We start from the raw sequence: 24,748 nt of genomic DNA, 5'->3' as shown, positions 1-24,748 counted from the left end.
CCTCGGTCAGGCTCAGGGGCGACCGTGGACGTCATCTTCACCATCGTATCGCGCAACTACGCCGGCCAGGCGGCCAGCCTCATGGAGAGCCTGGCCGCCGCCGAGCCGAACGCCCAGCGCGTAGTGGTGACGACCGACGGGCCGATCGCCTTCAAGGATCCCGGCGTACGGACGGTCGACGCCGCCAGCCTCGTCCCCGGCTTTGCGCTCATGTGCGCCTATTACGACGCGCTGGAGCTCAACACCGCCGTAAAGCCGTTCGTCTTCAAGGCCCTGCTCTCGGAGCCGGGCGTCACCGCCGGCGTCTATCTCGACCCCGACATCTGGGTCTATCGGCCGCTCGAGCCGGTGCGCGAAGGACTGGCGCGAGCGCCGCTGGTGCTCACCCCGCACATCACCCGCCCCTTGCGCGGCGAGGCCAATCCCAACGACCATGTCATCCTGACCTCCGGTTCCTACAATCTGGGCTTCATGGCCGCCAGGGCCGAGGCCGAGATCTTCGACCTGCTGGACTGGTGGGCCGAGAAGCTGCGCTACGACTGCCGCGTGGACATGGCCTCGGGCCTCTTCACCGACCAGAAGTGGATGGACCTGGCGCCGGGCCTGGTCAGCGACCTGGCCCTGCTGCGCACGCCCGCGCTCAACCTCGCCTACTGGAATCTGGAGGGCCGCGAGGTCGCCAAGGGCGCAGGCGGCTGGACGGTGGACGGCCAGCCCTTGGTCTTCTTCCACTTCTCGGGATTCGACCCGACGCGCCCGGACCTGCTCTCCAAGCACCAGGACCGGATCAAGGTGCAGGCGGGCTCGGCCCTCGCGGCCGTCCTGAGCGAATATGCGGACGCCCTGCTCCGCAACGGGCACGAGCAGGCGAGCTTGGTCCCCTATGCGCACCGGGCCTTCCCATCGGGCCAACTGGTCAGCAAGGAGGTGCGCCGGCGGATGCTGGCCGCCGCCAGGGCCGGCGAGGATTTCGGCGGCGGCCTGACGCCCGCGGCGGAAGCCTGGGCCTCCATCCAGCCCGGCCAGGTGATCAGGTCGCCGGAGGGCCAGGCGCCTGAGGGGCCCTGGCTTTCGAGCTCCATGGAGCTTGTCGACTGGCTGACCGGCGCTCCGGCCGCACCGGCGATCGAGGCGCTGAAGGTGGCGCGCCGCGACCTTCGCGACCGCTTCGCCAACGATGAAATGGGGCTGAAGGCCTGGCTGTTGGGCCCGGAATCAATCGAGGGCCGCTTCTCGGCGCGGCTCGCCCCGCCAGAAGCCTTCGCCGACCCGGCCCTGCCCTTGCGCGCCGCTCGCCAGGTGGCCGGCGACCTCTCGGAGGCCAAGCTGCGCTTCGCCGCATACGGCCTGGCCGCCCGCGCTGGCTGGCCCGCCACGGTCGGCACGGCCTTGAGGGCCGGCTTCGATGCGCCGGTGCGACGGCTGGCTGCGGGCATGCCGTTCCCGCGCATCTTCCTGGCCATCTGGGAGAGCCGCGGCGACCTGCAACGCCTCTTTCCGCTCACCAGCTTCAAGAGCCGGTTCCGCTTCCTGCGCTGGCTGATCGGCGGCGGCCTCGCCGAATACGGCATCGACCTCGCCGCGCTGCCGAGCGCGGCGGACGGACATCCGATCTTCGAGCTCGCAAGGTTGTCGGTGCGGCATGAGCCGCCGGCCGCCACCCGCGCACCAGCGGCCGGCGCGGTCAACACCCTGCTCGTCGTCGAGCGTTGGACGCCCGAAGCCGCCGGCGGCGACGCCCTGGTCTTCGACGCCGCCTCGAGCCGCTTCCGCACGCCCGAAGGCGCGCCCGCCGGCCCGCCGGCCCAGGCCGCTAAGGTGATCTTCCGGACCGGCCCCGGCCTCTTCCCGGCCGACGCCATCGCCTTGCTCAGCCAGGGCGTCGGCTGGGGCTCGGCCAGCGCATGAGCCTGCTTTCGGCCTCCCGCCGCGCCTGGCGCGCCATGACACCCGAGCCTGTCCGGCGTCTCGCCCAGCCGGTGCTTGGGCCGGCGCTTGAAGCCTATGTGCGACGGCAGGCTCGAGCGCCGCACGCCGGCGACCAGTTTTCCGGCCCCATCCGCGTGGTCGGCGACTTCGGCGGTTCCTACGGCATCGCGGCCTCCGCGCGTCTGGCCGTCCGCGCCTTCGAAGCCCTCGGCGCGCCGGTCGAGCAGGTCGATATCGCCGGGGCGAAGCTTGACTGGATCGGCGCGGCAGAGGCCGCCCGGACGCCCGGTCCCTGGATCTTCCACGTCAATGCGCCCGAGCTGCTAGCCGCCCTCGCCTTTCTCGGCCCGCGCAATGTCCTCGGGCCACGCTACGGCTACTGGGCCTGGGAGCTGCCCAAGGCGCCCAAGTCCTGGCTGAAGGACGTGGCCATGCTCGACGAGGTCTGGGCCCCCAGCGACTACACCGCCGGGTCGTTCCTGGGCGCCGCAGCCCCGGTCCGCACCGTCCCGCACCCACTCTTCATGGAGGACTATCGGGACGTCCGCCCGGCCGAACGCGAAGCCGGCTTCCTCGCGGTGACCCTCTTCGACTTCAAGTCTTCGGCCGCCCGCAAGAACCCGGACGGCATGATCGCGGCCTTCGCCAAGGCGTTTCCAGGTGATCCAAGCGCCCGGCTGGTGATCAAGACCCAGAACGCCCAGGCCTTTCCAGCGGTCTTCGAGCGCCTGCGCGCCGCCGCCCCGGACAATGTCGAGATCCTCGACGCCAGTTGGCCCTACGAGCAGGTGAAGAGCCTGATCGCCTCGGCGGACGTCCTCCTGTCGCTGCACCGGGCGGAGGGCTTTGGCCTGACCATGGCCGAGGCCATGGCGCTCGGCACGCCGGTCATCGGCACCGGCTGGTCGGGAAACATCGACTTCATGGACGAGACCTGCGCGCTGCTGGTCCCCTCGGCCCCGATCCCGGTTGAGGACCAGCAGGGCATCTACAAGGGGCAGAACTGGGCCGAGCCGGACATCGATGCGGCGGCCGCCGCCCTGCGCCGCCTGCGCGCTGATCCGGACCTAGCGGCCCGCCTCTCCACCGCCGGCCAGCGCCGCGTCCTCGAGCGCCTCTCGCCCCAGGCCTGGTTCACCACCCTGCCCGACGGCGTCCAGCGCGCCGCCCTCAGCGTCGCGCGCTCGGCGCGCCGGGCGGCGCGGTAGGAGGCGGTTCATGGACCTGCCGCCCGCCTGCGAGCCCCCGGCCCTCGTCGTCGTCGCCGGCCAATCGAACGCCCTGGGCTATACGCTCGGCCGATCCGATCTCCCGCCGCACCTGCAGACGCCTGTCCCCGACGCCTGGATCTGGAACCCGCTCAGGAAGGGCTTCGAGCCCCTGGCCCCGGGCAGCAACACCGGCGCGCCGAACAATCCTCAGGCCTGGGGCCCGGAGGCGCAGTTCGCCTGGCGCTGGCGGGCCGCGCATCCGTGCGCGCCGCTTTATGTCGTCAAGCATGCGCGCGGCGACACAGGGCTCGCCGCCGATCCGGCTGCGAGGGACTGGTCGATTTCCTCGCGCGGGGAACTGTTCGATGCGGCCAGCACGGAGGTGAGCGCGGCCAAGGCGGCGCTGGCGGCTAGGGGCGCGCCGGTGCGTGTCAGCGCGGTCCTCTGGATGCAAGGCGAGAAGGACGCCACCGACCGAGCAAAGGGCGACGCCTACGAAACCAATCTCCGCGCCTTCATCGCGCGGGTGCGCGCCCGGTGGGGTGACGCTCAGACAGTCTTCGAGATCGGCCGGATCGATGACCTGGGGGATGGCTATCCAGGCGCGGGCGCCGTCCGCCGCGCTCAAGCGCGCGTCGCCGCGACCAGCGAGCATGTGACGCTTACCGACACCGACGCCTTCCCCCGCCAGCCCTCCGATGGCCTGCATCTGACCGCGAAGGCGCAGGTCGCGCTGGGCGACGGCTTCTTCGAGGCTGGCCGGAAAGTCGCGCCCTAGCCGTCCAGTCGCTCAGGCGTGAAGCTGATGACGCCCTGGCGCTCCAGTTCGGTGAGGATCTGGTCGATCTGGCTGCGAAGCTCCAGCATGCAGCCGGGCGTCAGGATCAGATAGCCCGACTTCACCAGCTTTTCCTTCCCCGCCTCGTCGGCGGTGTTGGCGGCGAAGGCCAGGCGCGCGACGCCCGACTGGTATCCGAGCCCCGCCATGCTGTCGGCGAAGATCATCGGCAGATCGAACTCGGGCAAACCGGGCGGGCTGGGCATGTTCGCCCCCTTGCCATGATTCCGCCGCCTTGGACGAGCGATCAACCGCCGCGGAACAGGCGACGACGACGACCGCCCTCCTGCCACTGGTCGGCCTCGGCGACCAGCAGTTCGGCCGTGGCGCGCAACGCCATCTGGGCAGCTTCGAGATTGAGGTCTCCCGGCAGTTCGGACGCGAGCTTCTCCAGGCGGTCGGCCACGACGGCGCTGCGTTCGGTCTGCTCCTCGAACTGGAACTTGGCCTCCAGCGCCATGGCGGCCGCGCCGATCGCCGGGACGATGACCCCCACCGCGCCCGCCGTGGCCATGGCCAGACTGGGCGGATGCTGGTGGGTCAGCCACCCCCAGAGGGCCGCGATGGCCGCGCCCCCCAGCACCAGGACGAAGACCGCGAAGCTTCCGTTCTCAAGCCGCTCGATGGCATGGGCGATCCGCTGGTTCCGCCGCCCTTCCCGGCGATGATAGTCGGCCTGGCCGTGGACCAGTTCGTTGAGCGCCCAGGTCGCCCAGGCGCGCACCCGCTCGGCGTCGAAGCGGCCTTGGACGGGCTCAGCCTGGCGAAGTGTCGACCGCCCGAGCCGCCGATGCTCCTGCCGCAGGGCCCCGGCCCCCGCGCGCCCGGTCGGCACGCCCAGGGCCCAGCCGCCCATGAACAGCCGCAGATGCTCGGCAAGGCGCCTGGCGCTGGTCCACTTGTCGTGCCAGCGCGCGCGCGCCGAAAAGCGCCAGACCGCGAAGGCCGCCAAGGCCAGCAGCAGTTCGGCGACGATGGCCGGCGCCTTCAGGCCGTAATAGAAGAACGGCGTGGCGCCGATGGTGGCGGCGAAGACCGCCGCGCCCAGCAGCAGGATCTGCTCGGAACGGTGGATGGCCGCCAAGCGGCCGGCATGCGCGTCCGCCGCCTCGAACGCCTCGCGGATCGCCATGAACCCCGGCTGGGAAGCCAGGTCCTTTGGGATCGGCAGCGAGCGCCAGGTCGTCGGCTCCAGTGGTCCGCCGACCGCCCTCTGGAACCAGGCGAAGGTCCGCCACAGCCAGCGATGCAGCCAGCGGTCGATCCGGCCGGGCGGCGTGCGGGCCAGATGCGGATGATCGGGTTCGAGATCCAGCGCCTCGCGCAGCGCGTCCACGTCGGCGTCAGTTACGATCGACCCACGTCCCGCGAGGAGCGCCTCGCGCAGCTCGAGGAACCCGACCGGGTCGTACAGCGAAGGGCGACGGATGATCCGCGCCCCTTCGTCCCGGGGATTGAGCCAGACGATCGGCGTTCCGGCCTCCAAGGCGACGCGGACGGCGTCGGCCGTGCCGCCGGCGCCGCGGCCTTCCAGCCCGTTCCAGACCACCACCAGCAGATCGGCGTGGGCCAGCATCCAGCGGGTCTGAACCAGATGCGGATTGCAGCCTTGGCCATGCGCCTGATCGCCGTCGAGCCAGGTCGCGGTCTGGGCCAGGCGCGCCAGCCCGACCTCCTCGGCGCTGTCGCTCAGGAAGGGAAGCACGGCATGCACCGGCCCCATTCCGTTCAGCCGCCAGAGCCCGGCGGCGATCCTGTCGGCCCCGACGGCGAGGCCGGTCAGGAGCCGGGCGTGCGTCACCCCGGCCTGCCGCAGGCGCTTCAGCACCTCGGCGAGCTTACGCTCGATCTCCGCCTCGTCCCCGAGGTCCCTCGGCCGGCTATGCCCGGCGAAGGCGATCTGCAGTTGCACGACTGTCGAAGCTTCGCCGTCGGCCATGGATTCGACGCGCCTTCAATTGCTGTTCCGAGGCTGAACTCAAGCAACTGGCGTCCACCATCGTGGACTCGAAAGCGACTGACTGCAGGCGGGGACGCGCCCCTCCGCCAGCGATCATCGGCGCAGGCGGGGCTTTCGACAAGTCCGCGACGGTTAGATCGCCAGCCGGTAGGTTCGCCGTGCGGTGTCGGCGAAAAGCGCGGCTTTCTCGCTCGCCGAGGCGCCCGAGGCCAGGCGCTTGAAGGCGTTCCAGAGCACGGCGTAGTCGCAGCTCAGAACATCGACGGGGAAGTTGCTCTCGAACATGCAGCGTTCGGCGCCGAAGGCCTCGATGCAGGTCTCCACATAGGGCTTCCATTCGGACGCGAGTTGCTCCGACGAGGCGGGCGGATCGGCCAGCAGCGAGGGGAAGCCGGGAAAGACCATGGCCAGGCCGCCGACCTTCACGGTCACGTTCGGACGCTTGGCGAGCTCTCGGATATTGTCGCGCCAGACGCCGAAGCGCTCCTCGCGGCGGCCGGCGTAGCTGGCGACGCCGAGCGGGGTTCCGACATGGTCGAGGATGATCGAGGTTTCCGGGAACGCGCTCGCCAGGTCGATCAGATCCGGAATCTGCGGCTCCAGCATCCAGGCGTCGAAGGACAGGCCCAGCGGCGCGAGCTGGGCGAAGCCCTCCCTGAAGGCCTCCTGCCGATAGAGCTCCGGCCCCTGCCGCGCCAGCGGGCCCAGAACGCCCGGATCGGCGTCGTAGGATGCGCTCTGGCGCACGCCGCGGAACCGGCCGGCCCCTGCTGCGAGATGGCCTTCCAGCACCTCGCGCGCCGCCGCTCCGCGGGTCAGGTCGGCGTGACCGACGATCCCGGCGCAGGCGCGCGCCTCGCCATAGGTCCCGCTGGCCGACATGGCCGCGACGCCGCCTACGAACTCGGTTTCGCCCACCGGCCGCATGTGCGGCGGCCCGTCCGCTCGGTACATCGCCCCGCACTCGACGAAGACCGTGCCGATGATCTTGTGGCCGCTGCCCACGTCCGCCAGCAGCTCGTCGAGCAGATAGCGGGGAGACCGCCGCACCACACGTTCGAAGTCGTGCTTGACCGGCGGCAGGGTCGGCACGGGAGCGCTTCGGTCCCACAGGTGATGATGTGGATCGATGATCGGCAACTCGGGTTCGAGAATAGATTCCCGCGGCGCCTGGCTCATTCCGTTCCCCGTTCTTCGCTGTCAGCCCGCGCCGAGCGAGAACGGCACGATCGCTCGCTCATTCTCAGGCACGACCAGGCGCCTGTCGACAGGCGGAAAGGCCCTTTGCGCGCAGTCGTCCCGCTCGCAGATACGGCAGCTCACCCCGATGCGGGCGGCCGACGCCTTCAGATCGAGGCCGGACGAATAGATCATCTCGCCCGCGTGCTGCAGCTCGCAGCCGAAGCCCAGCACATAGCGCCTGACGGGCGATAGATAACCGCCGGCCCGCTTGGCGATACTACGGGCGACGCACAGGTACTTCGTCCCGTCCGGCATCTGGGCGACCTGCACGAGATAGCGATCGGGCGCGGCCATGGCGTCGTGCACGTTCCACAGCGGGCACGTCCCGCCGAACCGCGCGAAGCGGAAGCGCGTGGCGCTATGGCGCTTGGTGATGTTGCCGGCGTGGTCCATGCGCACGAAGTAGATCGGCACGCCCCGCTCGCCCGGCCGCTGCAGGTTGCTCAGGCGGTGGCAGGCCTGTTCCAGGCTCACCCGATAGGCGCGGCTCAGTTCATCGACGTCATGGCGCAAGGCCCGCGCCGAGGCGGCAAAGGCGCGATAGGGCATGAGGAAGGCGCCGGCCGCATAGTTGCCCAAGCCGATCCGGCAGATGTCGATGGCCTCGCGGCTCTTCAGCCCCGCCTTGCCCAGTTCATCCTCGATGAGGTCGCTCAGGCTGCGCGAGACCAGGTGAAAGGCCATCTGGAACCGCCGCGTCTCCTCCGGCGAGGTCTCGTTCAGCCAGAGCGTCCGCGTGGCGCGGTCGTAGCGGCGCATCACCTCCCCCAACTGGGCCTGGCGCACGGACACGCCCAGGCGCTCACCCAGCACGCCGGCAAGATCGGCCTCGTCCTGCATGGCGCCGGGACCGCCGATCGCCAGGGCCAGAGCCTCGGCCGCGGTGTCCAGGCTGTGGAGGTAGTTGTCCTTGTAGTGGAAGAAGTCGCGCACCTCTTCGTAGGGCAGCAGGGAGCTGGCGGCCGCCGCTTCGTCCAGGGCCACCGCCTCCTCGGTCAGCCGCAGCCGCTCGTCGAGGCGGCGATAGGCGCGGTGCAATTCGAGATAGCGGCGAGCCAGCGCCGGGGCGTGCAGCGCCGCGGCCCGCAGCTCCGAGGCAGGCACGCTCCCCGTCCGCCCGCCGAAGTCGGCCAGCGCTTCCCGCAGGTCGGCGATCAGTCGGTCGTCGTCCGCCGCATCGAGCTCCGAAACGCCGATGTGGAAGGCGTCCACCAGCGCCATCAGCACGCGGGAGGTGACCGGCCGCTGATTGGACTCGATTTGCGAAAGATAGCTCGCCGACAGGCCGAGCTGCGAGGCGCAGGCGTCCAACGTCCAGCCGCGGGCTTCGCGCAGGACACGCACCTTCGGGCCGACGAACAGCTTTTGCGCTCTTCGCAACTTTGCAACTCCGAGCTTCGAACGGTCCCATTCTTGGCACGAAATCCGCCATTTCGCCAAATTTCGGCGCAGATCGACGCTCAGGCTTCCGCTACCAAATTCACTTCCGTCAACTCAGTTTTGCAAAGCCATGGATCGCAATACGGAAGGCGCTCGGCGCCTGCGGGTCCTGCCCCGCACCTCCTATGTCACGCTTGGCGCGGCCATGCGGGAGCTCGGACTCACCGCGCGGGCCCTGCGCTATTACGAGGAGGTCGGGCTGATCGAAGCCGACCGGGATCGGCTGAACTGCCGCCGCTATGACGAACGCGCCATGGACCGGCTGCGCCTCATCGCCCAATTCCGCCAGGCCGGGCTGGACGTGCGCGACATCCGGCTGATCCTGGACCGGCGCGAAGAGTCCGGCGCGCCCGACGGCCACATCGCCTGCGCCATGACCAAGCTGGAAGAGCGCCTGGCCGTCCTGGAGGCCGAGCGCCGCAGCATCCAGGAGGCCCTTGGTTCGCTGAAGCAGCGCAGCCCCGCCAGCGCCCACCGCTCGGCCACGAGGTCGGCGGCGGCCATCCTGCGCCAGGCGCGGCCCGGCCGCGCCGCTATCCTCGATCGGGCGAGCTAGACCCCTTCCGGTTCAGGTGGCGCCCCCCCCTAGAGCAGGGTCCGCAGGTTCAGCATCAGGCGCGTCGCATCCGACACACCCGCCGGCGCGTCGAGCGGCACGCCGACCTCTACCTCGACGACGCCCTTGGACGCCCAGGCCATGCGCACGCCGCCACCAGCGGAGGCCAGCGACACGCCCCTATCGCCCGCCGGACGGGCCTTCGACCAAGCTTCGCCCTGATCCGCATAGGCGTAGAGTTCCGAACCGGCCATCACCTTGGGCGTCACGGGCGGCCGCCAGGCGATCTCGGCCAAGACGGCATAACCGCTGTCGCCGGTGACCACGGACGAGGCGAAGGCGCGGCCGAACTGCGCTCCGCCGATGGAGTACTGCTCGGGCCCCGGGGTCCTGGAATCCGCATACTGGCCGTTCGCGGACAACCGCAGCACAAAGCGTTGTCCCACCTGGCGGTTGAACGCTCCCTGCAGGTTCAGCTTGGTGAACTCGCTATCGCCGCTGAACGGCGAGGCCTTGGCCCCGAACGCGTCCAGCCCCTGGCTGACGGCGCCGTAGACCGAGACCACCTGCTTGGGCGATTGCTGGACGTAGCTCGCCGCGGCTCGCAGCACCCGGGTCTGTTCGCGACTGAGCCGCCGGCCGAACAGGGCGTTGTCGCTGTCCACCCCGTCGAAGCTGCCCGTCACATAGAGGTTCTTCTGGTTGGACCGGATCACCGGATAGGCGACCAGGGCCGAGCCGGTCGTCGCCGAACCGCGGACCTCGAAGCCGGCGATGTCGGGCCGGGTCCACAGTTTGCCGCCGGTCACCGTCAGGGTCGCGCCTGACGCGCCGAGCGGTTCGGTGTGCGCCAGGGCGACGTACTGGAACCGCTCCCAGTCGGTCGGGGCGGCGAAGGTCAGCCTGGTCTGATCGCCTTCCCGCAGCAGGCTGTTGCCGATGAGCGAGGCCTCGATCTGGGTGCGGCCCAGCAGGGTCGCTCCGCGATTGTTGATGCTCAGGCCGGTCTGCACCCGGTCGATGCGGGTCTTGGCCTGGAGCCGCACGGCGCCCGGGCTTCCGCCCTGCAGGAACTGAAGATCGACGTGCGCCCCGGGCACGTCGCGCATCAGGCCGACATAACGCTGTAGCCCGGCCTTGGTGAGCGGGCGTTCCGCCTTCAGGCGCTCGGCGTAACGGCGCGACAGGCTTGGATCGACGTTCTTCGCCTGCAGGTCGACCTGCGAGATGTAGCCCTCGACGGCGACCAGCCGCACCAGGCCCTCGGCGCCGGACTGGCGCGGCGCCAGCACGGTGTAGAGCGCGATGTCGGAGTCCGCGTAGAGCTTGCCCATCGCTTCGGCGATGCGGGTGAGCGTGGGCTCGTCGATCCGCTGGCCGATGAAGGGGCGGCCCACGGCCTCGATCGCCGGCTTGGGCAGGGTCGAGCCCTCAACCGCGAGGCCCCTCATCTCGAAGGGCGAGAAGCTCGGCGTCGCCGCGACGACGCGGCCCTTCTGCGGCGGAGCTTGCGCCGGAGAAGGGGTGATGGGAGGGGCGCGGTCGGCGCGCCCCGCCTCGATCGTTAGCGGCGCGGTCTGCGCCAGGGACACGGCGGGTCCGCACAGGGCCCACAGCGCGACGGTACGGAAAACAAGGCGCTTCATATCCCTGGCGCGTCCCGCTTAGTTGCCGAGCAGGCCGCCGAGCAGCCCAGTGCCGCCCGTGACGCCGTCGACCACCGCGCCGACGGTTTGGGTGACGCCGCTGACCGTTCCCGTCACGGTCGGCGCAGCGACCTGGGTCACCGTTGCGACCACCGGCTCCACGACGCCCGTCAGGGTTCCAGCGTCGCCCAGGGCGCTACCGGTCGGCAGGGCCGAACCCAGCGCCGTGCCGACATCGCCGACCGCCACGTTGAGCGGTTGATCGCCGGAAGCCACCCCCACGGTGACCAGCGTGCCCTGCGTCGGCGTAGCCGAAGCCAGGTTCACGCCGAGCAGCGGGCTGGCGGAGGCGTCACCCAGCGTGGCGCCGCCCACCGTCGCGCCGAGCAGAGCGTCAGCGGTTCCATTGGTGGCCGTCGCGGTCGAGGTCGGCGATCCGAGCGTCAACGCGGCGGTCTGGCCGCCCGACAACACGCTGGCGCCCACCACCGAACCCTCGGCCGTGGTCGGGCTGAGAGCCGCGACAGCGACCGGGGCGGTTCCATCGCCCAGAGCGGTCGTGGAACCGACCGACACCGTGGCCACGCCGCCGACCGTAGAGTCCACGGTGGCAAGCACGCCCGACACCGGCTCTCCCACGATCGGAGCGCCCGAAAGCCCGCCGTCGGCGAGCGCGCCGCCGACGGCCGCGACCGTCCCGCCCACGGTTTCCACCACGGGGCTGAGAACGCCGCCCACGATCGGCGCCTGCTCGATCATGTCCGGGGTGACCAGGACAGCATTGCCGACCTGACTGACGACGCCTCCGGCGAGTTGGACCAGCCCGTCGGCGGTGTTTTCGAGGCCCGCCGAAGCGCTGCCGTCGCCGGTCGAGCCCGAACCGGAACCGCCGGTCGATCCACCGCCGGACCCTCCGGTTCCGCCGCCCGAGCCATCACCGCCCGTACCGCCGCCCGTACCGCCAGTTCCGCCGCCGAGGCCGCCGCCATCGCCGCCGGTTCCACCGCCAGAGCCACCTCCAGCGCCACCGCCGGCGTCGCCACCGGAACCATCGCCGCCGGCGCCCGAACCACCGCCATCACCCGAGGACTGTCCGCCGAGGTACGCGCCCCGGCTGCTCGTCCCACACGCCGAAAGCGCCAGCGCCACCACGACTAGGGACGCGACGACACCTCTTTCCTTAAGCCTCATCTTCAAACCCCATCACACCTATTATTGGTTGTTTCACTGCAGCGTGAGACGGCTAACAAATGGCAAATTCCGAAGCCTCGATGTGCAAACAAACGTAAAATATGCGACATATGGCGTGGAATTCTGAGACTTGGCGGCATTCAACCAGCAGGGGAATACCCCGTTTAATAGTTAACGGCTGATCCGAATCGGGGGCGCCGCCCCGGCATGAACCGCTCGCCCCCACCGGCGAGCGCCCACAGGCGCGCATCGCCCGGATTTCGCGCCCGGATCGGCGACCTCCAGCGAAAGGCGATGTCAGGATGTGAATTTCGGCGGTAGCGCGGGCCAGCCGCCGCCCGCAACGGCCGAGCGGAGCCCAGGCGAGCCCGACGCAGGGCTGCTCAGCCCTCCGACACCTCGGTCTGGTCGGCCAGCTTCGCAACCAGCGTCAGCACCGCCTCCCGCACCTCGGGCGAACGGATATGCGCAAAGTGCGACAACAGCCGATCGCGCTGCGCGTCCTCTTCATCGCCCGGCCCGTCGATGCCGTTCAGCAGGTCGGTCACGCCCAGGTCAAGCGAGCGCGCGAGCTTCATGAGGACGATGGCCGTGACGCGGTTGCTGCCGTTCTCGTATTTCTGGACCTGCTGGAAGGTCATGCCGATCCGCCGGCCAAGCTCGGCCTGGGTCAGCGACAAAGCGAGCCGACGCTCGCGAATCCGCTGCCCGAGAACGACGTCCAGCGCACCGCTACGAGGCCGCCCAGCCGATGAAGACGCCATGCCCGCCCCCCGCACACGATGGCGCCCCGGACGGGAGCCGATCGCGCAAGATAGGCAAGCTGAAGCTCCAAGGCCATAGGCCCGCTACTGCCGGCTCCCACGCGCCGGCGTGCTGACGGCGACGGCCAATTCGAGCAGCCCTTCGGTAGTCAGCGGACCGGCGATCTCGGCCAGGGCCCTAACTCGCATCAAGGCCTCGGCCGGCGCGTATCGATCCCAGGCGGCCGCCAGCAGCGCGACCTCGCTCTCGAACTCCGACCGGAGCTCGGCCTGAACGCTCTTCTTCATCTGGCTCGTGGCCATGAGCTCCCCCAAACTCAGATCACTTCGAGCAACCCTTCGCGTCAGGGCCGACGACGATGGATCGACAGTCTTAATTCCGAAAAATCGACCCAGGCCCGAATGACAATCATAGGATGCAGCATATTGGCCGTCGTGATCAATATAAACTGATCATCGTTAAGCATATCGAGCCACAAAACAGCTGAGGGGCGCTCGACGTCTTAACCAAGGCGCGGATACTCCGTATATTACACAAAAAACGGCGGCCCCGGTGGGACCGCCGTTTCGACGCTCGTGGATGCGCGCGGGCCTTAGCCGGCGACGGCGTCCTTCAGGGCCTTGGCCGGCTGGAAGACCACCTTGCGCGTCGCCGCGATCTGGATGGTCGCGCCGGTGCTGGGATTGCGGCCGGTCCGGGCAGGCTTGTCCTGCACCTTGAACTTGCCGAAGCCCGGGATCGACACTTCTTCGCCACGGACGGCGGCGGCCTCGACGGCCTTGAAGACGGCGTCGACGATCTGCTTCGCCTGGGTCTTGGAGATGTTGCTTTCGCCTTCGGCGATCGCGCTCGCCAGGTCGCTGGTGTTCATTGTTTTGTCCCACTGACTGTTGGTGCGCGGTGCGCTTGCTGGAGAAAGGCGCGATTCCAGCCCGAACGCATCCCCAAACGAAAGCAAGAAGGTAAACGCAGCAAGGTTTTTTGCGCCTTTGCCGCCCCGTCCGGGAGGGAGTTGGAGCAAAGAGGGACACCTGACCTCCCTGATCGCCCTTGAAGAGTTCGGCAGGAGGCCGAGTATCGAAGTCGAACAGGCGCAGTTCCTGAGCGGAGGATTAGGTATGAGCAAGTTCCATGTCACCCCCCTCACGCCGACCATCGGCGCCGTCGTCGAAGGCGTGGATCTCTCGAAGCCGCTGGCCGACGAGCAACTCCACGATGTCCGCCAGGCGTTGCTGAAGCACCAGGTCATCTTCTTCGAGGATCAGCATCTCTCGCCGGTCGAGCATCGCGACTTCGCGGCCCGCTTCGGCCCCCTGCACACCCACCCGCTCTATCCGGGCGTGCCGGAGGCGCCGGAGCTCTTCATCCTCGACAACCACAAGGACAATCCCACCGACAACGACAGTTGGCACACCGACGTCACCTTCATCGAAACCCCGCCCATGGCCTCGATCCTCTACGCCAAGCTGCTTCCGCCCTCGGGCGGCGACACCATCTGGTCGAACATGCGCGCGGCCTATGAGGCGCTGTCGCCGGCTTTCCGCGAGTTCCTGTCGGGCCTGGACGCCGTGCACGACTTCGCCCGAGGCTTCCCGACCCGCGGGATCGTCGCCAAGGGCGCCGGCGAGGACAAGCACGCCCAGGCCACGGCCGAGCATCCGCCGGTGCTGCATCCGGTGATCCGCACCCACCCCGAAACCGGCGAGGACGGCCTGTTCGTCAATTTCGGCTTCACCGAGCGGATCAAGGGCCTGCGCCGCAAGGAGAGCGACGCGATCCTCAACATGCTGTTCGAGCATATCCAGAAGCCGGAGTTCCTGGTCCGCTGGCGGTGGAAGGAGAACGCGGTGGCGTTCTGGGACAACCGCGTGACGCAGCACTACGCGGTCAACGACTACCTGCCGCACCGGCGGATCATGAACCGGGCCACGGTGCTCGGCGATCGTCCCTATCACCGCTCGCGGGCGCCGGCCGGGGTCAAGGCCGCCGCCGAATAGTCAGCGCCAGTCCAGCAGGCCGAGCTTGCACATCCAGACCACCGCCAGGCCCAGCGCCGCGTGGTGGGCGCGCGGATGCGGCGCCAGCAGTTCACGAACGGGCATCTCGCCGCCCGCCGCCAGCCGGTCCATGAGTTGAGCGCAGAGCGCCACGTTCGCGCGCCAGTTTCCCGCGAACTCGTCCAGGCGCACCCCGACAGTTCGGTCGAGGTCGGCCTGCCCCACGCCCGGACGTAGCGAGACCATCGTGTCGTAGCCCAGGACCTGGGTAGCGAACGGCGCGAAGGCCCCGAAGGGCTCGCCCTTCAACGGATTGTACTTGTGCCTGACTGGCTGCGGGGCCGCCGCCTTGCGGATCGCCGCGAGCTCGCCAAGGAGGTCCTGCAGACCCGCGACCACGACCGGCCAATCGAAGGTCTCGCGGATGCGCCGGCGGCCGGCCTCGCGCATCCGGGCCCGCAGCTCGGGCGAAGCAATCAACTCGCCGATCCTGGCCGCCGCGTCGCCCACATGGATCGCCGTGTGCTGGGCCACCGCCCCCACATAGGACTGGTAGGTCAGGCCGAGGTGGACATGGCGGTTGATCATCCCCTGGCCAGCCCCGATCGGTCCTCCCAACGAGCGGATGGTGAAGCCGTCGATCCCATCCCGCACAGTGAACCGATAACCGTCCCAGTCGCTGACCACGACCGGCAGCCCCGCCGCCATCGCCTCCAGCGGCGTAATACCGAAGGTTTCCTGGATGTTGTCCACGAGCGACAGGAAGATGTCCCCGGCCGCCCACATGGCGCCGACCACCTCGGGATCGTTGCCGTCGATGTAATGCATCGCCACCGAAGGCGCGTGGGCCCGGCCGGCTTCCTCATACATCGCCCGCTGCACAGTCGGATCGGGGAACCAGCCGACCTGGGCGAAGTGCACGCGCACGCCGCTCGCCCGCGCCGCCTCCTCGGCCGCCAGGAACATCGGCGTCGGGAACGCTTTCTCGAAGAACGAAAGCCGCCCCACCCAGAGGATCACGATATCGTCCGGAGCGGCGCCGAGTTGCTCGCGCATGGCCGCGCGCGCCTCAGGGCGGTCGGCCAGGGCCGCAAACCTCGCCCCCTCTACGCCCAGCGGCAGCAACGGCAGATGCGGCCGCACCCGGACATCGCCGCCATATCGATCGGCCAGATAGTCGGTCCACTCGTCGAACATCGCCGTCAGCCGCTCCTGCACGACCGGCGAGGTGCAGATCAGAGCGTCCCATGGCTGTATCGGCGCGATCGCCGCCTTGGCCGTGGCCTCGCGCAGGGCCGGCGGCGCCAGTGTGTGCACCATGCCGACCAGGCTGTAGGCCTGCTCCAGACCCGAGGAGCGCCGCAGCCAGGCCATCTCGGGCAGGTCCGGCGTCCCGCGCACCAGCACCCCGGCCTCCGCCGGCCGGGACTGGTCGAGCAGGCCTGCGACGCCGGTCTTCGCCGCCAGAGCGGCCTCGCCGGTCAGCCCGATGGCCAGATCGGAGGGCGAGATCGTCGCGCCGGTCAGGAAATCGACCCGGTCGAAGTCGCCATGCTGCAGCACCGCCCGGAACAGCCCGACATTGGCCACGTCCTTGCCGAACATGTTCGTCTTCGGCCGCACGCCCGCGGACGGATGATAAAGCGCGATACTGCCTGGCACGGTTTTCCCCTCCGACCTCAGCGCTCGTCTCGCACAGTCGATCGCGAGCGCCAAGCTGGGCCCGTCAGCCCTTCCGCCGGAAGGTCGCCACCAGCACGTCGCGGAACGCCGGCTGCGTTCGGTCCACAGCCTCGATCGCCGTCACGCCATGGAAGACCCGGGCGTCGTCCAGGAACACCGCATCGAGCGGCTCGGTCAGGGTGAAACTGCCGAGTGGCCGGCCCTGCGGGTCGAATATGCTGGTCTCCCCGGCCGCCACATTCCGACGTGCGACCAGCATCACCAGCACCCAATCCACGCCGTCCCGGTGAACGCCCTCCGGCGTCGGCTGGCCGATTTCCCCGGCGCGGGCCTCGATGCGGAACTGGTGCATCTCGCATTGCCAGGGAAAACCGCCCGCGCCGAACACACCGCGGCAGAGCCCGATGATCCGGTCGGTCAGCGGATCGCCGGCGACCTGCTCGGTGATCGGCTCGAACCACCGATCCACCCCGCCGTTGAGGCGGTTGTAGTCCAGGCTCTGGAAGTGGGGCTGATGGGGAAGCCGGCGCGCGCCGGCTTCGTCGACCTCGAAGGCGGCGTAGCGACGGCGGCGATAGCGGCCGCCGTCGGCCATGAACTGGTCGGGCGCAAGGTCGGCCCACGACGCGGAATAGGCAGGCCACCCGATCCGGGCCTCGGCCCCGATCAATCGGCCCATGTCCTCGCCGCTCACCCGCGCGAAGCCTTCGCCGGCCACGCGCGCCTTCAGATCCTGGATCACTCGACGCCCTTTCGCAGCCCCTCAGCTAGGCTGTTGCGAGCCCCGTTCAAGCCGCCAGGTCAGAAGTCGACTTCGATCCGCGCGCCCGTGACATGGACGCCATAGTTCCGCCGCCCGTCGTCCAGGGGCGTAGCGCCGTCATAGTCGAGATAGGCGTAGTTCAGATTGAGGCGCAGGTAGTCCAGCGGCCCCCAGATGAGCGAAGCGATGTAGCCGTTCTGCTCCCCGCCGCGGATCGATCCGTCGTTGAGGTTCAGATAGTCGTAGCGGAAGTTGAGCTGCACATAGCCCAGCCCGCCGCGATCGATCGGCGACACCGGCTTGGTGCGATCGAAGATGCCGTTCTTGTAGGCGCGGCTGTCGCCCTTGGTGAGGAAATATCCGACCTCGGCATAGCCGCCGCCGAAGTTGGCCGTGGGCCCGTTGACCTGCGAGGCGTCCAGCCAATGCCCTTCGGTCGCGACGTGCCAGGGTCCGCGGATGGCGGCGAACTCGACGCCGTAGTGGGTCTCGTCATCCACGGCGAGCGAGGGCGTGCCGATGAGGCGGCTGTTGCTGACGTGCACGAACGGCCGCTGCCGATAGCGCGTCGAGGAGTCGGAAAGCCGGTTCAGGTCGCGATAGTGCGCCGAGGCGCCCAGATGGAGTTGGGTGTCACCGAGCTTCGGCGCATAGACCACCCGTCCGTCGACGCCGACGCTGTTGTTCTCGTCGCCGCCCTCGGGGCCGTCGCTGCTGTTTGACAGCGCCTCGATGTCGTCGGTGAACACCCCGCCCTGGAACAGCCAGTCCTTGATCCCGCGATATTGCGCCGAGACGCCGAGGCGGCGCTCGAAGTTGAAGGCGTCGGTGAAGGCCGCTCGCTCCATCATGCTCCCGGAGCTGTCGCCGGTCATTTCGTCCAGGGCCTGGAACTGGTTGTGGTTGCCCACGCTCAGCAGCCAGTTCTTGGTTTCGTAGGTGATCACTGTGTCGACCAGTTCGACCACGTTGTCGGAAAGCTCCAACTCGAGCTTGTAGCCGACGCCGCCGCCGAGCCGCCCCTCGCCGCCGAGGCGGATGCGCCGGATCTCGTTGCCGAAGCCGAGGCCGGGGTCGTCGAGGCCGCCAGGGGCGTCCACATAGGCGGCGTCTGCCTGGATGCGGCCCTTCACCTTGAAGCTGCGGTCGCCGCTGGCGATTTCCGGAGCCCCCTTCCAGGTGATGGTGGTATCGGAGACCGACGCCGTCTGCACCGGCGCGGCGGCGGGCGCCGGAGCGGCAGGCGCAGCGGGCGCGGTCGCGACGGCCGCGGTTTCCGCGGCTAGGCCGGACTCTTCCAGCCGGCGCTCCATGGCGGCGATCTCGGCGCGCAGGGCGGCGATGTCGTCCTTCAGCGCCCTGGCCTCCTCGGCGCTCATCGGCGGCTTGGTCTGCGCCAGCGCCGGGCTCGCCCCGAGCAAGAGCACTCCGGCCGACAGGGCCGCGACTTGTGATTTCATGGCTTCGCCCCCGGGCCTGAGGTCCCGAGTCTCCAACTAGAGTGGGAGCGCCCCTCGGCCGGGCGCCAATGGCCCGCCTACCTGGGTTTTGTAAAAGTTACGTGACAACTCCGCTACAGATCAGCTTCAAAGCTAAGCCATAAACGTGACACCGGCCTCGCCGGGGCCTGTCCTCAGCCGGCGATCGCGGCGGCGTCCTTGTCGCCGGTGCGGATGCGCAGGGCCTGTTCGAGATCGAGCACGAAGACCTTGCCGTCGCCGATCTTGCCGGTATTGGCCGTGCGTGCGACGGCCTCCACCACCGCATTGGCGATGTCCGACGGCACGGCGATCTCCAGCTTCACCTTGGGCAACAGCTTCACCTCGTATTCGGCCCCACGATAGACCTCGGTCTTGCCGCGTTGCCGGCCGTATCCCCGGACCTCGGTGACGGTGAGCCCGGACGCGCCCGCCTCCGTGACCGCCTCGAGCACCGCGTCCAGGCGGCTGGGCTTGATCACTGCGACGATCATCTTCATGGCGCGACTCCACTGCTGCGGCGGCGCTGGCCGCCGCCCCCAAGCTAGGACCAAGCGATGCCGTGTCCAAGCGCTTGTCTAGCGCCTGGGTTCCGGCGAGCGCGAAACCGGCGCCTTGTTCGCCGCCGGCAAAGGCGACAAGGCCGGGCGGGCCACGAGGACCGGCGCCCGCGCGGTCTTGGCCTTCACCGCGAAACTCTCCTTGACCGCCTCGGTCAGCACCAGGCCGGCGAAGCCCGGCCAAAGCCGTGAACCGGCCTGCTCGAAGCCTTCGGCCCAGCCCGCCATCCAGCCGACCGGCGGCACATACAGCGCTCGCGTCCAGCCGGTCGGCTCGAGCTCGGCCTCACGCAGCAATTCGGCCAGCTGGCTGCGCGTATAGGGCCGTCCGTGACCGAAAGGCGTCTTCTCGGCATTCGCCCAGAGGCCATTGCGCGCGGCCGTCACCACCACCACCCGCCCGGTCGGCGACAGCACCCGCCAGACCTCCCGCAGCAGCGCCGTGGGATCGGGGCTCTCCTCCAGGGCGTGGACGGCGAGTATCCGATCGAAGAAGGCGTTCTGGAACGGCAGGGAATCCTCGGCCGAGAGGCAGGCGAGGTTCGGCGCGCCGGCCGGCCAGAGCTCCACCCCCTGCTGCGCCGGCATCGCCGCCACCACCCGACGCGCCGCGAGGCCGAGCGCGCCCAAGAAGGGCGTGGCGTAACCAAGCCCCAGGACGTCAAGCTCGGCCGTGTTGTCCCAGGCCTCCAGCACCTTGCGCGAAACCATCTCGCGCGCCGCGCGCCCCAGGGGCGTGGCGTAGAATTGGCGGAGATCGAGAACGTCGCGACGCATATGTGAATGACTTAGGCTCGACTTGGCCGAACGCCGACCCTAAACCGCGAACACACCGACAAGAAGCCTGGAGGGACCCCCGTGTCGATCACCGTCCATCAGTTTCCGTGTCTCTCCGACAACTACGGCTTCCTCGTGCGCGACGAGGCCACCGGCCTCGCGGCCTGCGTCGACACGCCGGAGGCCGAGCCGATCCTGCGCGAACTCGACGCCCTGGGCTGGAAGCTCCACCTGATCCTCAACACCCACTGGCATCCCGACCACGCCGGCGGCAATGCGCAGATCAAGGCCGCCACCGGCGCCACCGTGGTCGGCCCGCAGGAGGTCGAGCGCCTCGGCCAGGCTCCCGACCGCGTGGTCGCCGGAGGCGATCACGTCATGCTCGGAGAAACACGCTTCGAGGTGATCGAGAGCGGCGGCCACACCCTTGGCCACGTCGCCTACTTCGATGCTGCCGACCATGTCGCCTTCGTGGGCGACACCCTGTTCACGCTCGGCTGCGGACGGATGTTCGAAGGCACGCCAGAGCAGATGTGGGCCAGCCTCCAGCGCCTGGCGGCCCTGCCCGACGACACCCGCGTCTACTGCGCCCACGAATACACCGCCTCCAACGCCCGCTTCGCCCTGTCGGTGGACGACGATCCGGTCCTCAAGGCCCGCGCCGACCAGATCTTCGCCGCCCGCGAGCGGGGCGAGTGGACCGTGCCGACCACCATCGGCCAGGAGAAGGCGACCAACCCCTTCCTGCGGGCGCCGGCCCTCGCCGGGCGCTTCGGCCTCTCGGGCGTCAAGGACTACGAGGCGTTCGCGGCCGTCCGCGCCGCGAAGGATAGTTTCAAAGGCTAGATTTCAGAGTCCACGTGGCGACCATCACCACAGTCCTGTTCCTGCTGCTGGCGGTGATCATCAGCGGGACCACCGCGCGCTTCACCCGCCTGCCGCTGCCGCTGGTCCAGATCGCCCTGGGCGCCGTCATCGCCCTCTCGGTGGTGCCGACGGTCGACCTCAAGCCCTCGATCTTCTTCCTGCTGTTCCTGCCGCCGCTGCTGTTCCTTGACGGCTGGCGGATCCCCAAGGACGACCTTTTCCGCGATCGGGTCGTCGTCCTCGAACTGGCCCTGGGCCTGGTGGTGTTCACCGTCCTCGGGGTCGGGCTGCTGATCCACTACCTGATCCCGGCCATGCCCCTGCCGGTGGCCTTCGCCCTGGCGGCCATCCTCTCGCCCACCGACCCGATCGCCGTCTCGGCCATCGCCCGCGGGACGCCGGTGCCCAAGCGGATGATGCACATCCTCGAGGGCGAATCGCTGCTGAACGACGCCTCGGGCCTCGTGTGCATGCGCTTCGCCGTGGCCGCCGCCATGACCGGTGCCTTCTCCCTGCGCGAGGCCGTAGGCTCGTTCCTCTGGGTGGCGATCGGCGGCCTGGCGATCGGCGTCGCCGTCACCTGGACCGTCACCAAGGCCAAGAACTGGATCGCCGACCGCCTGGGCGAGGACACCAGCACCCAGATCCTGATCAGCCTGCTGATTCCCTTCGGCGCCTATCTGCTGGCCGAACACTTCGAGTGTTCGGGCATTCTCGCCGCCGTCGCCGCCGGGGTGACCATGAGCTTCACCGAGCAGAGCGGCCGGGCCAAGGCCATCACCCGCGTGCAGCGCAGCGCGGTCTGGGATACCGTGCAGTTCACCCTCAACGGCGTCATCTTCGTCCTGCTGGGCGAGCAGATGCCCAGCATCATGGCCAGGGCCGCCGAGACGGTCCGCGTCACCGGCCACCACGAGCCCTGGTGGCTGGCGATCTACGTCCTGGTCATCACCGCCGCGCTGGGCGTGCTGCGGTTCCTGTGGGTGTGGACCTCGCTGCGCTGGACCATCTTCCGCGCCCAGCGCCGGGGCGAGCAGCCGCCGGCCATGGGCTGGCGGCTGGTGGCGGCCATGTCCTTCGCCGGGGTCCGCGGGGCCATCACCCTGGCCGGTATCCTCACCGTGCCCTTCGCCCTGCCCGACGGCACGGCCTTCCCGGCCCGCAACCTCGCCATCTTCCTGGCCGCCGGCGTGATCATCGTGTCCCTGGTCGCCGCCAGCATCGCCCTGCCGCGGCTCCTGAAGAACCTCGAACTGCCGCCGCAGGCCGCCCAGCAGCACGCCATCGACATCGCCCGCCTCGCCGCCGCGGAGTCGGCCATCCAGGCCGTCGAACAGGCCCAGCACCAGATGGCCGAAGGCCGCGCCGACGCCGACCTCTATACCGAGGCCTCCGCGCGGGTGATGGAGCTCTATCGCCAGCGCATAGATCGAACCCAGCAGTCGGACGAGGCCCTGGCCGATGGCCGCAAGATCGACCTCATCGAGCGCCAGCTCCGCCTCGCGGGCCTGCGCGCCGAGCGGGACGCGATCTTCCACCTCGCCCGCACCCGCCAGCTCGACGACGAGTCCTCCCGCCGGCTGATCCGCGAGATCGACCTCCAGGAAGCGCGCTACGCCACCTAGCCCAGGACGACGACGGAGTCGGACAGCTCGTTGGGGTTATCGTCCTCGCGCGGCGGGAAGTGTTCGGCCAGGATGGCCCCGCAGATGCCGATGGCTTCCTCGAATCCCTCGGCCGGCCGCCCGGCCTTGAAACCGGCCATCAGCCTGCGCATGGCGTCTTCCCAGGCGCCGCCGTCGACCTTGGCGGCGATGCCGTCGTCGGCGATCAGTTCGGCCATGTGCTCCTGGGTCGACACGTAGATCAGCACCCCGGTGCGTTCGCGCGTGGCCTGCAGGTTTTTGGCGAGGAACTGCTCGTTGGCGCGCCGGCGCACCCGCTCGCGCTTCAGCCCCCGCGGCGTCATGAACCGCCGGATCGGCGGAATCGCCACCAGGATCGCCACCACGACGAACAGCACGCCCTGCAGGAGGATGGCGCCGCTCAGCGCCGCCCGGGCCGAAGCCTCGGCCGCCGAGCTCATCTGCGCCGCGCTCCAGCCGACGCCCAGGTCGTCCGGCGCCGTCACATGGATGCCGCCGGCCAGCAGGAGGGCCGGCCCCAGCAAGGCCGCGATCGCGCCCCAGGCGACCGGCACCTCGCGATAGTCCGAGGATTCCCCGGCCACCACGCAATAGATCTCGCCCGTGGTGCCCGCCTCGGCGGCCTTGATCGCCTGCTCGATGCGGCTGCGGTCAGTATCGCTGAGCATGACTACCAACTCCCCGAGGCGCCGCCGCCGCCGCCCGAACCACCGCCGCCGCTGAAGCCGCCGCCGCCGAAGCCGCCACCGCCCCAGCGGCCGCCGCCCCCTCCTCCTCCGCCGCCGCCGCCGAGGATGATCGGCAGCAGCCACCACAGGCCGCCGCCCCGACGTCGCCGGCCGCCAAAGCCGCCCAGCATTCCGCTCAGCACCCACAAGATGATGAAGATGATCAGGATGGTCGCCGGGCCCATCCCGCCCTCGTGCTCGGTCTGCTGGCGGGCACTGGCCGCGGCGGCTGCGCGCGCCTCGTCCTCGGGCAGGGCCAGTTGCTGGGCGATGGCGCGTGTTCCCTCGACCACGCCCTCTTCCATTCGCCCTTCCTTGAAGGCCGGCAGGATCTTCTGGTTGATGATCAGGCTGGACAGCGCATCGGTCAGCACCGGCTCCAGGCCATAGCCGACCTCGATCCGCACCTTCCGCTCGCCGGGCGCGACGATCAGCACCACACCGTCGTCGCGGTCCTTGTCGCCGATGCCCCAGGTGCGCAGAAGCTGGTAGCCGTAGTCCTCGATCTCGTAGCCCTGCAGGTCCGGCAGGGTCGCGACCACGAGTTGGCGTCCCGTCTGCGCCTCCAGGTTCGCAAGTTCGGTGGTCAGCTCCTGTTCGGCCTGGGGCGACAGGATGTTGGCGTTGTCGACCACCCGCCCGGTCAGGGGCGGGAAGGTCGGCGCCGCAAACGCGACCGCGAAGCTGAAAGCCAGGATCAGGGCCGCAAGGCTGAAGACGCCCCGCGGCCCCGCGCGCAGCATCATGGGTTGGCCGGAGCAGGAGCTGGCGTGGGCGCCGGAGCCGGGGCGGGCGTGGTCTGCATGTTCACCGACGGCGCGGCCGGCGTGTCGAAGTTGACGCTCGGCGCGGTCTGCGCGGCCGCGCTGGCCTGGAAGGTCTGCATCGGCTTGGCCCACCGGTGCACGGTGCCGGCCCACAGGGCGCCGGGGAAGGTGCGGATCTCGGTGTTGAAGTCCTGAACCGCGGCGTTGTAGTCGCGCCGCGCAATGGCGATGCGGTTCTCGGTGCCTTCGAGCTGGCTCTGCAGGGCCAGGAAGTTCTGGTTCGACTTCAGGTCCGGATAGCGCTCCTGGATCATCATCAGCCGGCCCAGGACCCCGGTCAGTTGGTCCTGCGCCTGGGCGAAGCGCTGGAACGCCGCAGGGTCGGTGATGGTCGAGGCGTCGACCTTCACCTGGGTCGCCGCGGCGCGCGCCTGGGTGACCTCGGTCAGCACCTGGCGTTCCTGGGCCGCGTAGCCCCGCACCGTCTCCACCAGGTTCGGGATCAGGTCGGCCCGGCGCTGGTACTGGTTCTGGACCTCGGCCCAGGCGGCCTTGGCGCGCTCGTCCTTGGTCGGGATGGTGTTGATCCCGCAGCCGGCGATCAGCAGGGGCGCGAGGACGATCAGGGCCACGCGCGCGAGGCGATTGCGAAGGATGGTCACGTGAGAATGCTCCCAGGGGCGCCAGGTCTCGTTGCTGGCGCG

General features: G+C 69.5%; 24 protein-coding genes. 7 read left to right on the top strand and 17 right to left on the bottom strand.

Annotation, left to right across the window (positions count from 1 at the left end):
* Positions 1-24: 24 nt before the first annotated feature.
* The 3 genes from ABID41_RS11140 to ABID41_RS11130 are packed head-to-tail and all read left to right on the top strand — an operon-like array spanning position 25 to position 3,918.
* On the top strand, positions 25-1,908 hold the full coding sequence (locus tag ABID41_RS11140) for a hypothetical protein (protein ID WP_354297635.1): 1,884 nt from the start codon (positions 25-27) through the stop codon (positions 1,906-1,908).
* Positions 1,905-3,137: a glycosyltransferase gene (locus ABID41_RS11135; protein WP_354297634.1), complete on the top strand. Its 1,233-nt coding sequence runs from the start codon at positions 1,905-1,907 to the stop codon at positions 3,135-3,137. Before ABID41_RS11140 ends, ABID41_RS11135 begins: the two co-directional genes overlap by 4 nt.
* Before the next feature lie 10 nt (positions 3,138-3,147).
* The gene (locus ABID41_RS11130; RefSeq protein ID WP_354297633.1) at positions 3,148-3,918 is read left to right on the top strand and encodes a sialate O-acetylesterase; all 771 of its coding nucleotides are present in this window, start codon (positions 3,148-3,150) and stop codon (positions 3,916-3,918) included.
* Here the strand turns inward: ABID41_RS11130 and ABID41_RS11125 are convergent.
* The 4 genes from ABID41_RS11125 to ABID41_RS11110 all read right to left on the bottom strand — a co-directional run bounded on the left by ABID41_RS11125 (position 3,915) and on the right by ABID41_RS11110 (position 8,560).
* On the bottom strand, positions 3,915-4,184 hold the full coding sequence (locus tag ABID41_RS11125) for a hypothetical protein (RefSeq protein ID WP_354297632.1): 270 nt from the start codon (positions 4,182-4,184) through the stop codon (positions 3,915-3,917). The genes ABID41_RS11130 and ABID41_RS11125 overlap by 4 nt on opposite strands.
* 41 nt (positions 4,185-4,225) lie before the next feature.
* Positions 4,226-5,917, bottom strand: coding sequence for a hypothetical protein (locus ABID41_RS11120; protein WP_354297631.1), 1,692 nt, complete (start codon positions 5,915-5,917; stop codon positions 4,226-4,228).
* A gap of 153 nt (positions 5,918-6,070) precedes the next feature.
* Positions 6,071-7,117 (bottom strand): amidohydrolase family protein, encoded by a 1,047-nt coding sequence (locus ABID41_RS11115; RefSeq protein WP_354297630.1) that lies wholly within the window; start codon positions 7,115-7,117, stop codon positions 6,071-6,073.
* A gap of 21 nt (positions 7,118-7,138) precedes the next feature.
* The gene (locus ABID41_RS11110) at positions 7,139-8,560 is read right to left on the bottom strand and encodes a helix-turn-helix domain-containing protein (RefSeq protein ID WP_354297629.1); all 1,422 of its coding nucleotides are present in this window, start codon (positions 8,558-8,560) and stop codon (positions 7,139-7,141) included.
* A gap of 130 nt (positions 8,561-8,690) precedes the next feature.
* Between ABID41_RS11110 and ABID41_RS11105 the strand changes: the two genes are divergently transcribed.
* A complete protein-coding gene (locus tag ABID41_RS11105; protein ID WP_354297628.1) occupies positions 8,691-9,176 on the top strand; it encodes a MerR family transcriptional regulator in 486 nt (161 codons plus the stop codon).
* Between the two features lie 29 nt (positions 9,177-9,205).
* Here ABID41_RS11105 and ABID41_RS11100 read toward each other — a convergent pair whose 3' ends face one another.
* The 5 genes from ABID41_RS11100 to ABID41_RS11080 all read right to left on the bottom strand — a co-directional run bounded on the left by ABID41_RS11100 (position 9,206) and on the right by ABID41_RS11080 (position 13,649).
* The gene (locus ABID41_RS11100; RefSeq protein ID WP_354297627.1) at positions 9,206-10,822 is read right to left on the bottom strand and encodes a ShlB/FhaC/HecB family hemolysin secretion/activation protein; all 1,617 of its coding nucleotides are present in this window, start codon (positions 10,820-10,822) and stop codon (positions 9,206-9,208) included.
* Positions 10,823-10,840: 18 nt separating this feature from the next.
* A complete protein-coding gene (locus tag ABID41_RS11095; protein ID WP_331931271.1) occupies positions 10,841-12,013 on the bottom strand; it encodes a hypothetical protein in 1,173 nt (390 codons plus the stop codon).
* A gap of 383 nt (positions 12,014-12,396) precedes the next feature.
* Positions 12,397-12,777, bottom strand: coding sequence for a helix-turn-helix domain-containing protein (locus ABID41_RS11090; protein WP_331931273.1), 381 nt, complete (start codon positions 12,775-12,777; stop codon positions 12,397-12,399).
* 84 nt (positions 12,778-12,861) lie between these two features.
* Positions 12,862-13,080 carry a hypothetical protein gene (locus ABID41_RS11085; RefSeq protein WP_354297626.1) on the bottom strand — a complete coding sequence of 73 codons (219 nt, stop codon included), beginning with the start codon at positions 13,078-13,080 and terminating at the stop codon, positions 12,862-12,864.
* Between the two features lie 290 nt (positions 13,081-13,370).
* Positions 13,371-13,649 (bottom strand): HU family DNA-binding protein, encoded by a 279-nt coding sequence (locus ABID41_RS11080; RefSeq protein WP_331931276.1) that lies wholly within the window; start codon positions 13,647-13,649, stop codon positions 13,371-13,373.
* Between the two features lie 247 nt (positions 13,650-13,896).
* Between ABID41_RS11080 and tauD the strand changes: the two genes are divergently transcribed.
* Positions 13,897-14,775 (top strand): taurine dioxygenase, encoded by an 879-nt coding sequence (tauD, locus tag ABID41_RS11075; protein ID WP_354297625.1) that lies wholly within the window; start codon positions 13,897-13,899, stop codon positions 14,773-14,775.
* Here tauD and ABID41_RS11070 read toward each other — a convergent pair whose 3' ends face one another.
* From ABID41_RS11070 to ABID41_RS11050, 5 genes are all read right to left on the bottom strand, one after another.
* Positions 14,776-16,437, bottom strand: coding sequence for a glycosyltransferase family 4 protein (locus ABID41_RS11070; RefSeq protein WP_354297624.1), 1,662 nt, complete (start codon positions 16,435-16,437; stop codon positions 14,776-14,778). It abuts the gene before it with no gap.
* A 64-nt stretch (positions 16,438-16,501) separates the two neighbouring features.
* A complete protein-coding gene (locus tag ABID41_RS11065) occupies positions 16,502-17,200 on the bottom strand; it encodes a 2OG-Fe dioxygenase family protein (protein ID WP_354297623.1) in 699 nt (232 codons plus the stop codon).
* A gap of 59 nt (positions 17,201-17,259) precedes the next feature.
* Positions 17,260-18,681, bottom strand: a complete 1,422-nt coding sequence (locus tag ABID41_RS11060) for a porin (RefSeq protein WP_354297622.1) — start codon at positions 18,679-18,681, stop codon at positions 17,260-17,262.
* A gap of 173 nt (positions 18,682-18,854) precedes the next feature.
* Positions 18,855-19,199 (bottom strand): P-II family nitrogen regulator, encoded by a 345-nt coding sequence (locus tag ABID41_RS11055; protein WP_331932480.1) that lies wholly within the window; start codon positions 19,197-19,199, stop codon positions 18,855-18,857.
* Between the two features lie 78 nt (positions 19,200-19,277).
* A complete protein-coding gene (locus ABID41_RS11050; protein ID WP_354297621.1) occupies positions 19,278-20,036 on the bottom strand; it encodes a class I SAM-dependent methyltransferase in 759 nt (252 codons plus the stop codon).
* An 81-nt stretch (positions 20,037-20,117) separates the two neighbouring features.
* On the opposite strand from ABID41_RS11050, the gene gloB reads away from it, so the two are divergent.
* Together gloB and ABID41_RS11040 are read left to right on the top strand one after the other, a co-directional pair.
* Positions 20,118-20,882, top strand: a complete 765-nt coding sequence (gene gloB, locus ABID41_RS11045) for a hydroxyacylglutathione hydrolase (RefSeq protein ID WP_354297620.1) — start codon at positions 20,118-20,120, stop codon at positions 20,880-20,882.
* Positions 20,883-20,896: 14 nt separating this feature from the next.
* Positions 20,897-22,528: a Na+/H+ antiporter gene (locus ABID41_RS11040; protein WP_354297619.1), complete on the top strand. Its 1,632-nt coding sequence runs from the start codon at positions 20,897-20,899 to the stop codon at positions 22,526-22,528.
* Here the strand turns inward: ABID41_RS11040 and ABID41_RS11035 are convergent.
* From ABID41_RS11035 to ABID41_RS11025, 3 genes are read right to left on the bottom strand one after another with little or no spacing between them, the layout of a single operon-like run.
* Positions 22,525-23,217, bottom strand: coding sequence for a TPM domain-containing protein (locus ABID41_RS11035; protein WP_354297618.1), 693 nt, complete (start codon positions 23,215-23,217; stop codon positions 22,525-22,527). The genes ABID41_RS11040 and ABID41_RS11035 overlap by 4 nt on opposite strands.
* 2 nt (positions 23,218-23,219) lie before the next feature.
* Positions 23,220-24,023 (bottom strand): TPM domain-containing protein, encoded by an 804-nt coding sequence (locus ABID41_RS11030; protein WP_354297617.1) that lies wholly within the window; start codon positions 24,021-24,023, stop codon positions 23,220-23,222.
* Positions 24,020-24,706 carry a LemA family protein gene (locus tag ABID41_RS11025; RefSeq protein WP_331929622.1) on the bottom strand — a complete coding sequence of 229 codons (687 nt, stop codon included), beginning with the start codon at positions 24,704-24,706 and terminating at the stop codon, positions 24,020-24,022. Before ABID41_RS11025 ends, ABID41_RS11030 begins: the two co-directional genes overlap by 4 nt.
* Between the last annotated feature and the right edge of the window lie 42 nt (positions 24,707-24,748).

The sequence above is a fragment of the Phenylobacterium koreense genome, from assembly GCF_040545335.1.
In the GTDB taxonomy this organism is placed as follows: Bacteria; Pseudomonadota; Alphaproteobacteria; order Caulobacterales; family Caulobacteraceae; genus Phenylobacterium; species Phenylobacterium koreense.
The sequence above is the reverse complement of the archived record's forward strand: the minus strand, read 5'-3'. Positions and strand labels throughout refer to the sequence as shown.

Bases quoted from the DNA above. Each gene is read 5' to 3' on its own strand.
- ABID41_RS11100 (WP_354297627.1), bottom strand. From the start codon at position 10,822: ATGAAGCGCCTTGTTTTCCGTACCGTCGCGCTGTGGGCCCTGTGCGGA.
- ABID41_RS11060 (WP_354297622.1), bottom strand. From the start codon at position 18,681: ATGAAATCACAAGTCGCGGCCCTGTCGGCCGGAGTGCTCTTGCTCGGG.
- ABID41_RS11085 (WP_354297626.1), bottom strand. From the start codon at position 13,080: ATGGCCACGAGCCAGATGAAGAAGAGCGTTCAGGCCGAGCTCCGGTCG.
- ABID41_RS11095 (WP_331931271.1), bottom strand. From the start codon at position 12,013: ATGAGGCTTAAGGAAAGAGGTGTCGTCGCGTCCCTAGTCGTGGTGGCG.
- ABID41_RS11130 (WP_354297633.1), top strand. From the start codon at position 3,148: ATGGACCTGCCGCCCGCCTGCGAGCCCCCGGCCCTCGTCGTCGTCGCC.
- ABID41_RS11035 (WP_354297618.1), bottom strand. From the start codon at position 23,217: ATGCTCAGCGATACTGACCGCAGCCGCATCGAGCAGGCGATCAAGGCC.
- ABID41_RS11030 (WP_354297617.1), bottom strand. From the start codon at position 24,023: ATGATGCTGCGCGCGGGGCCGCGGGGCGTCTTCAGCCTTGCGGCCCTG.
- ABID41_RS11050 (WP_354297621.1), bottom strand. From the start codon at position 20,036: ATGCGTCGCGACGTTCTCGATCTCCGCCAATTCTACGCCACGCCCCTG.
- ABID41_RS11115 (WP_354297630.1), bottom strand. From the start codon at position 7,117: ATGAGCCAGGCGCCGCGGGAATCTATTCTCGAACCCGAGTTGCCGATC.
- ABID41_RS11080 (WP_331931276.1), bottom strand. From the start codon at position 13,649: ATGAACACCAGCGACCTGGCGAGCGCGATCGCCGAAGGCGAAAGCAAC.
- ABID41_RS11105 (WP_354297628.1), top strand. From the start codon at position 8,691: ATGGATCGCAATACGGAAGGCGCTCGGCGCCTGCGGGTCCTGCCCCGC.
- ABID41_RS11135 (WP_354297634.1), top strand. From the start codon at position 1,905: ATGAGCCTGCTTTCGGCCTCCCGCCGCGCCTGGCGCGCCATGACACCC.
- ABID41_RS11090 (WP_331931273.1), bottom strand. From the start codon at position 12,777: ATGGCGTCTTCATCGGCTGGGCGGCCTCGTAGCGGTGCGCTGGACGTC.
- ABID41_RS11120 (WP_354297631.1), bottom strand. From the start codon at position 5,917: ATGGCCGACGGCGAAGCTTCGACAGTCGTGCAACTGCAGATCGCCTTC.
- ABID41_RS11055 (WP_331932480.1), bottom strand. From the start codon at position 19,199: ATGAAGATGATCGTCGCAGTGATCAAGCCCAGCCGCCTGGACGCGGTG.
- ABID41_RS11125 (WP_354297632.1), bottom strand. From the start codon at position 4,184: ATGCCCAGCCCGCCCGGTTTGCCCGAGTTCGATCTGCCGATGATCTTC.
- tauD (WP_354297625.1), top strand. From the start codon at position 13,897: ATGAGCAAGTTCCATGTCACCCCCCTCACGCCGACCATCGGCGCCGTC.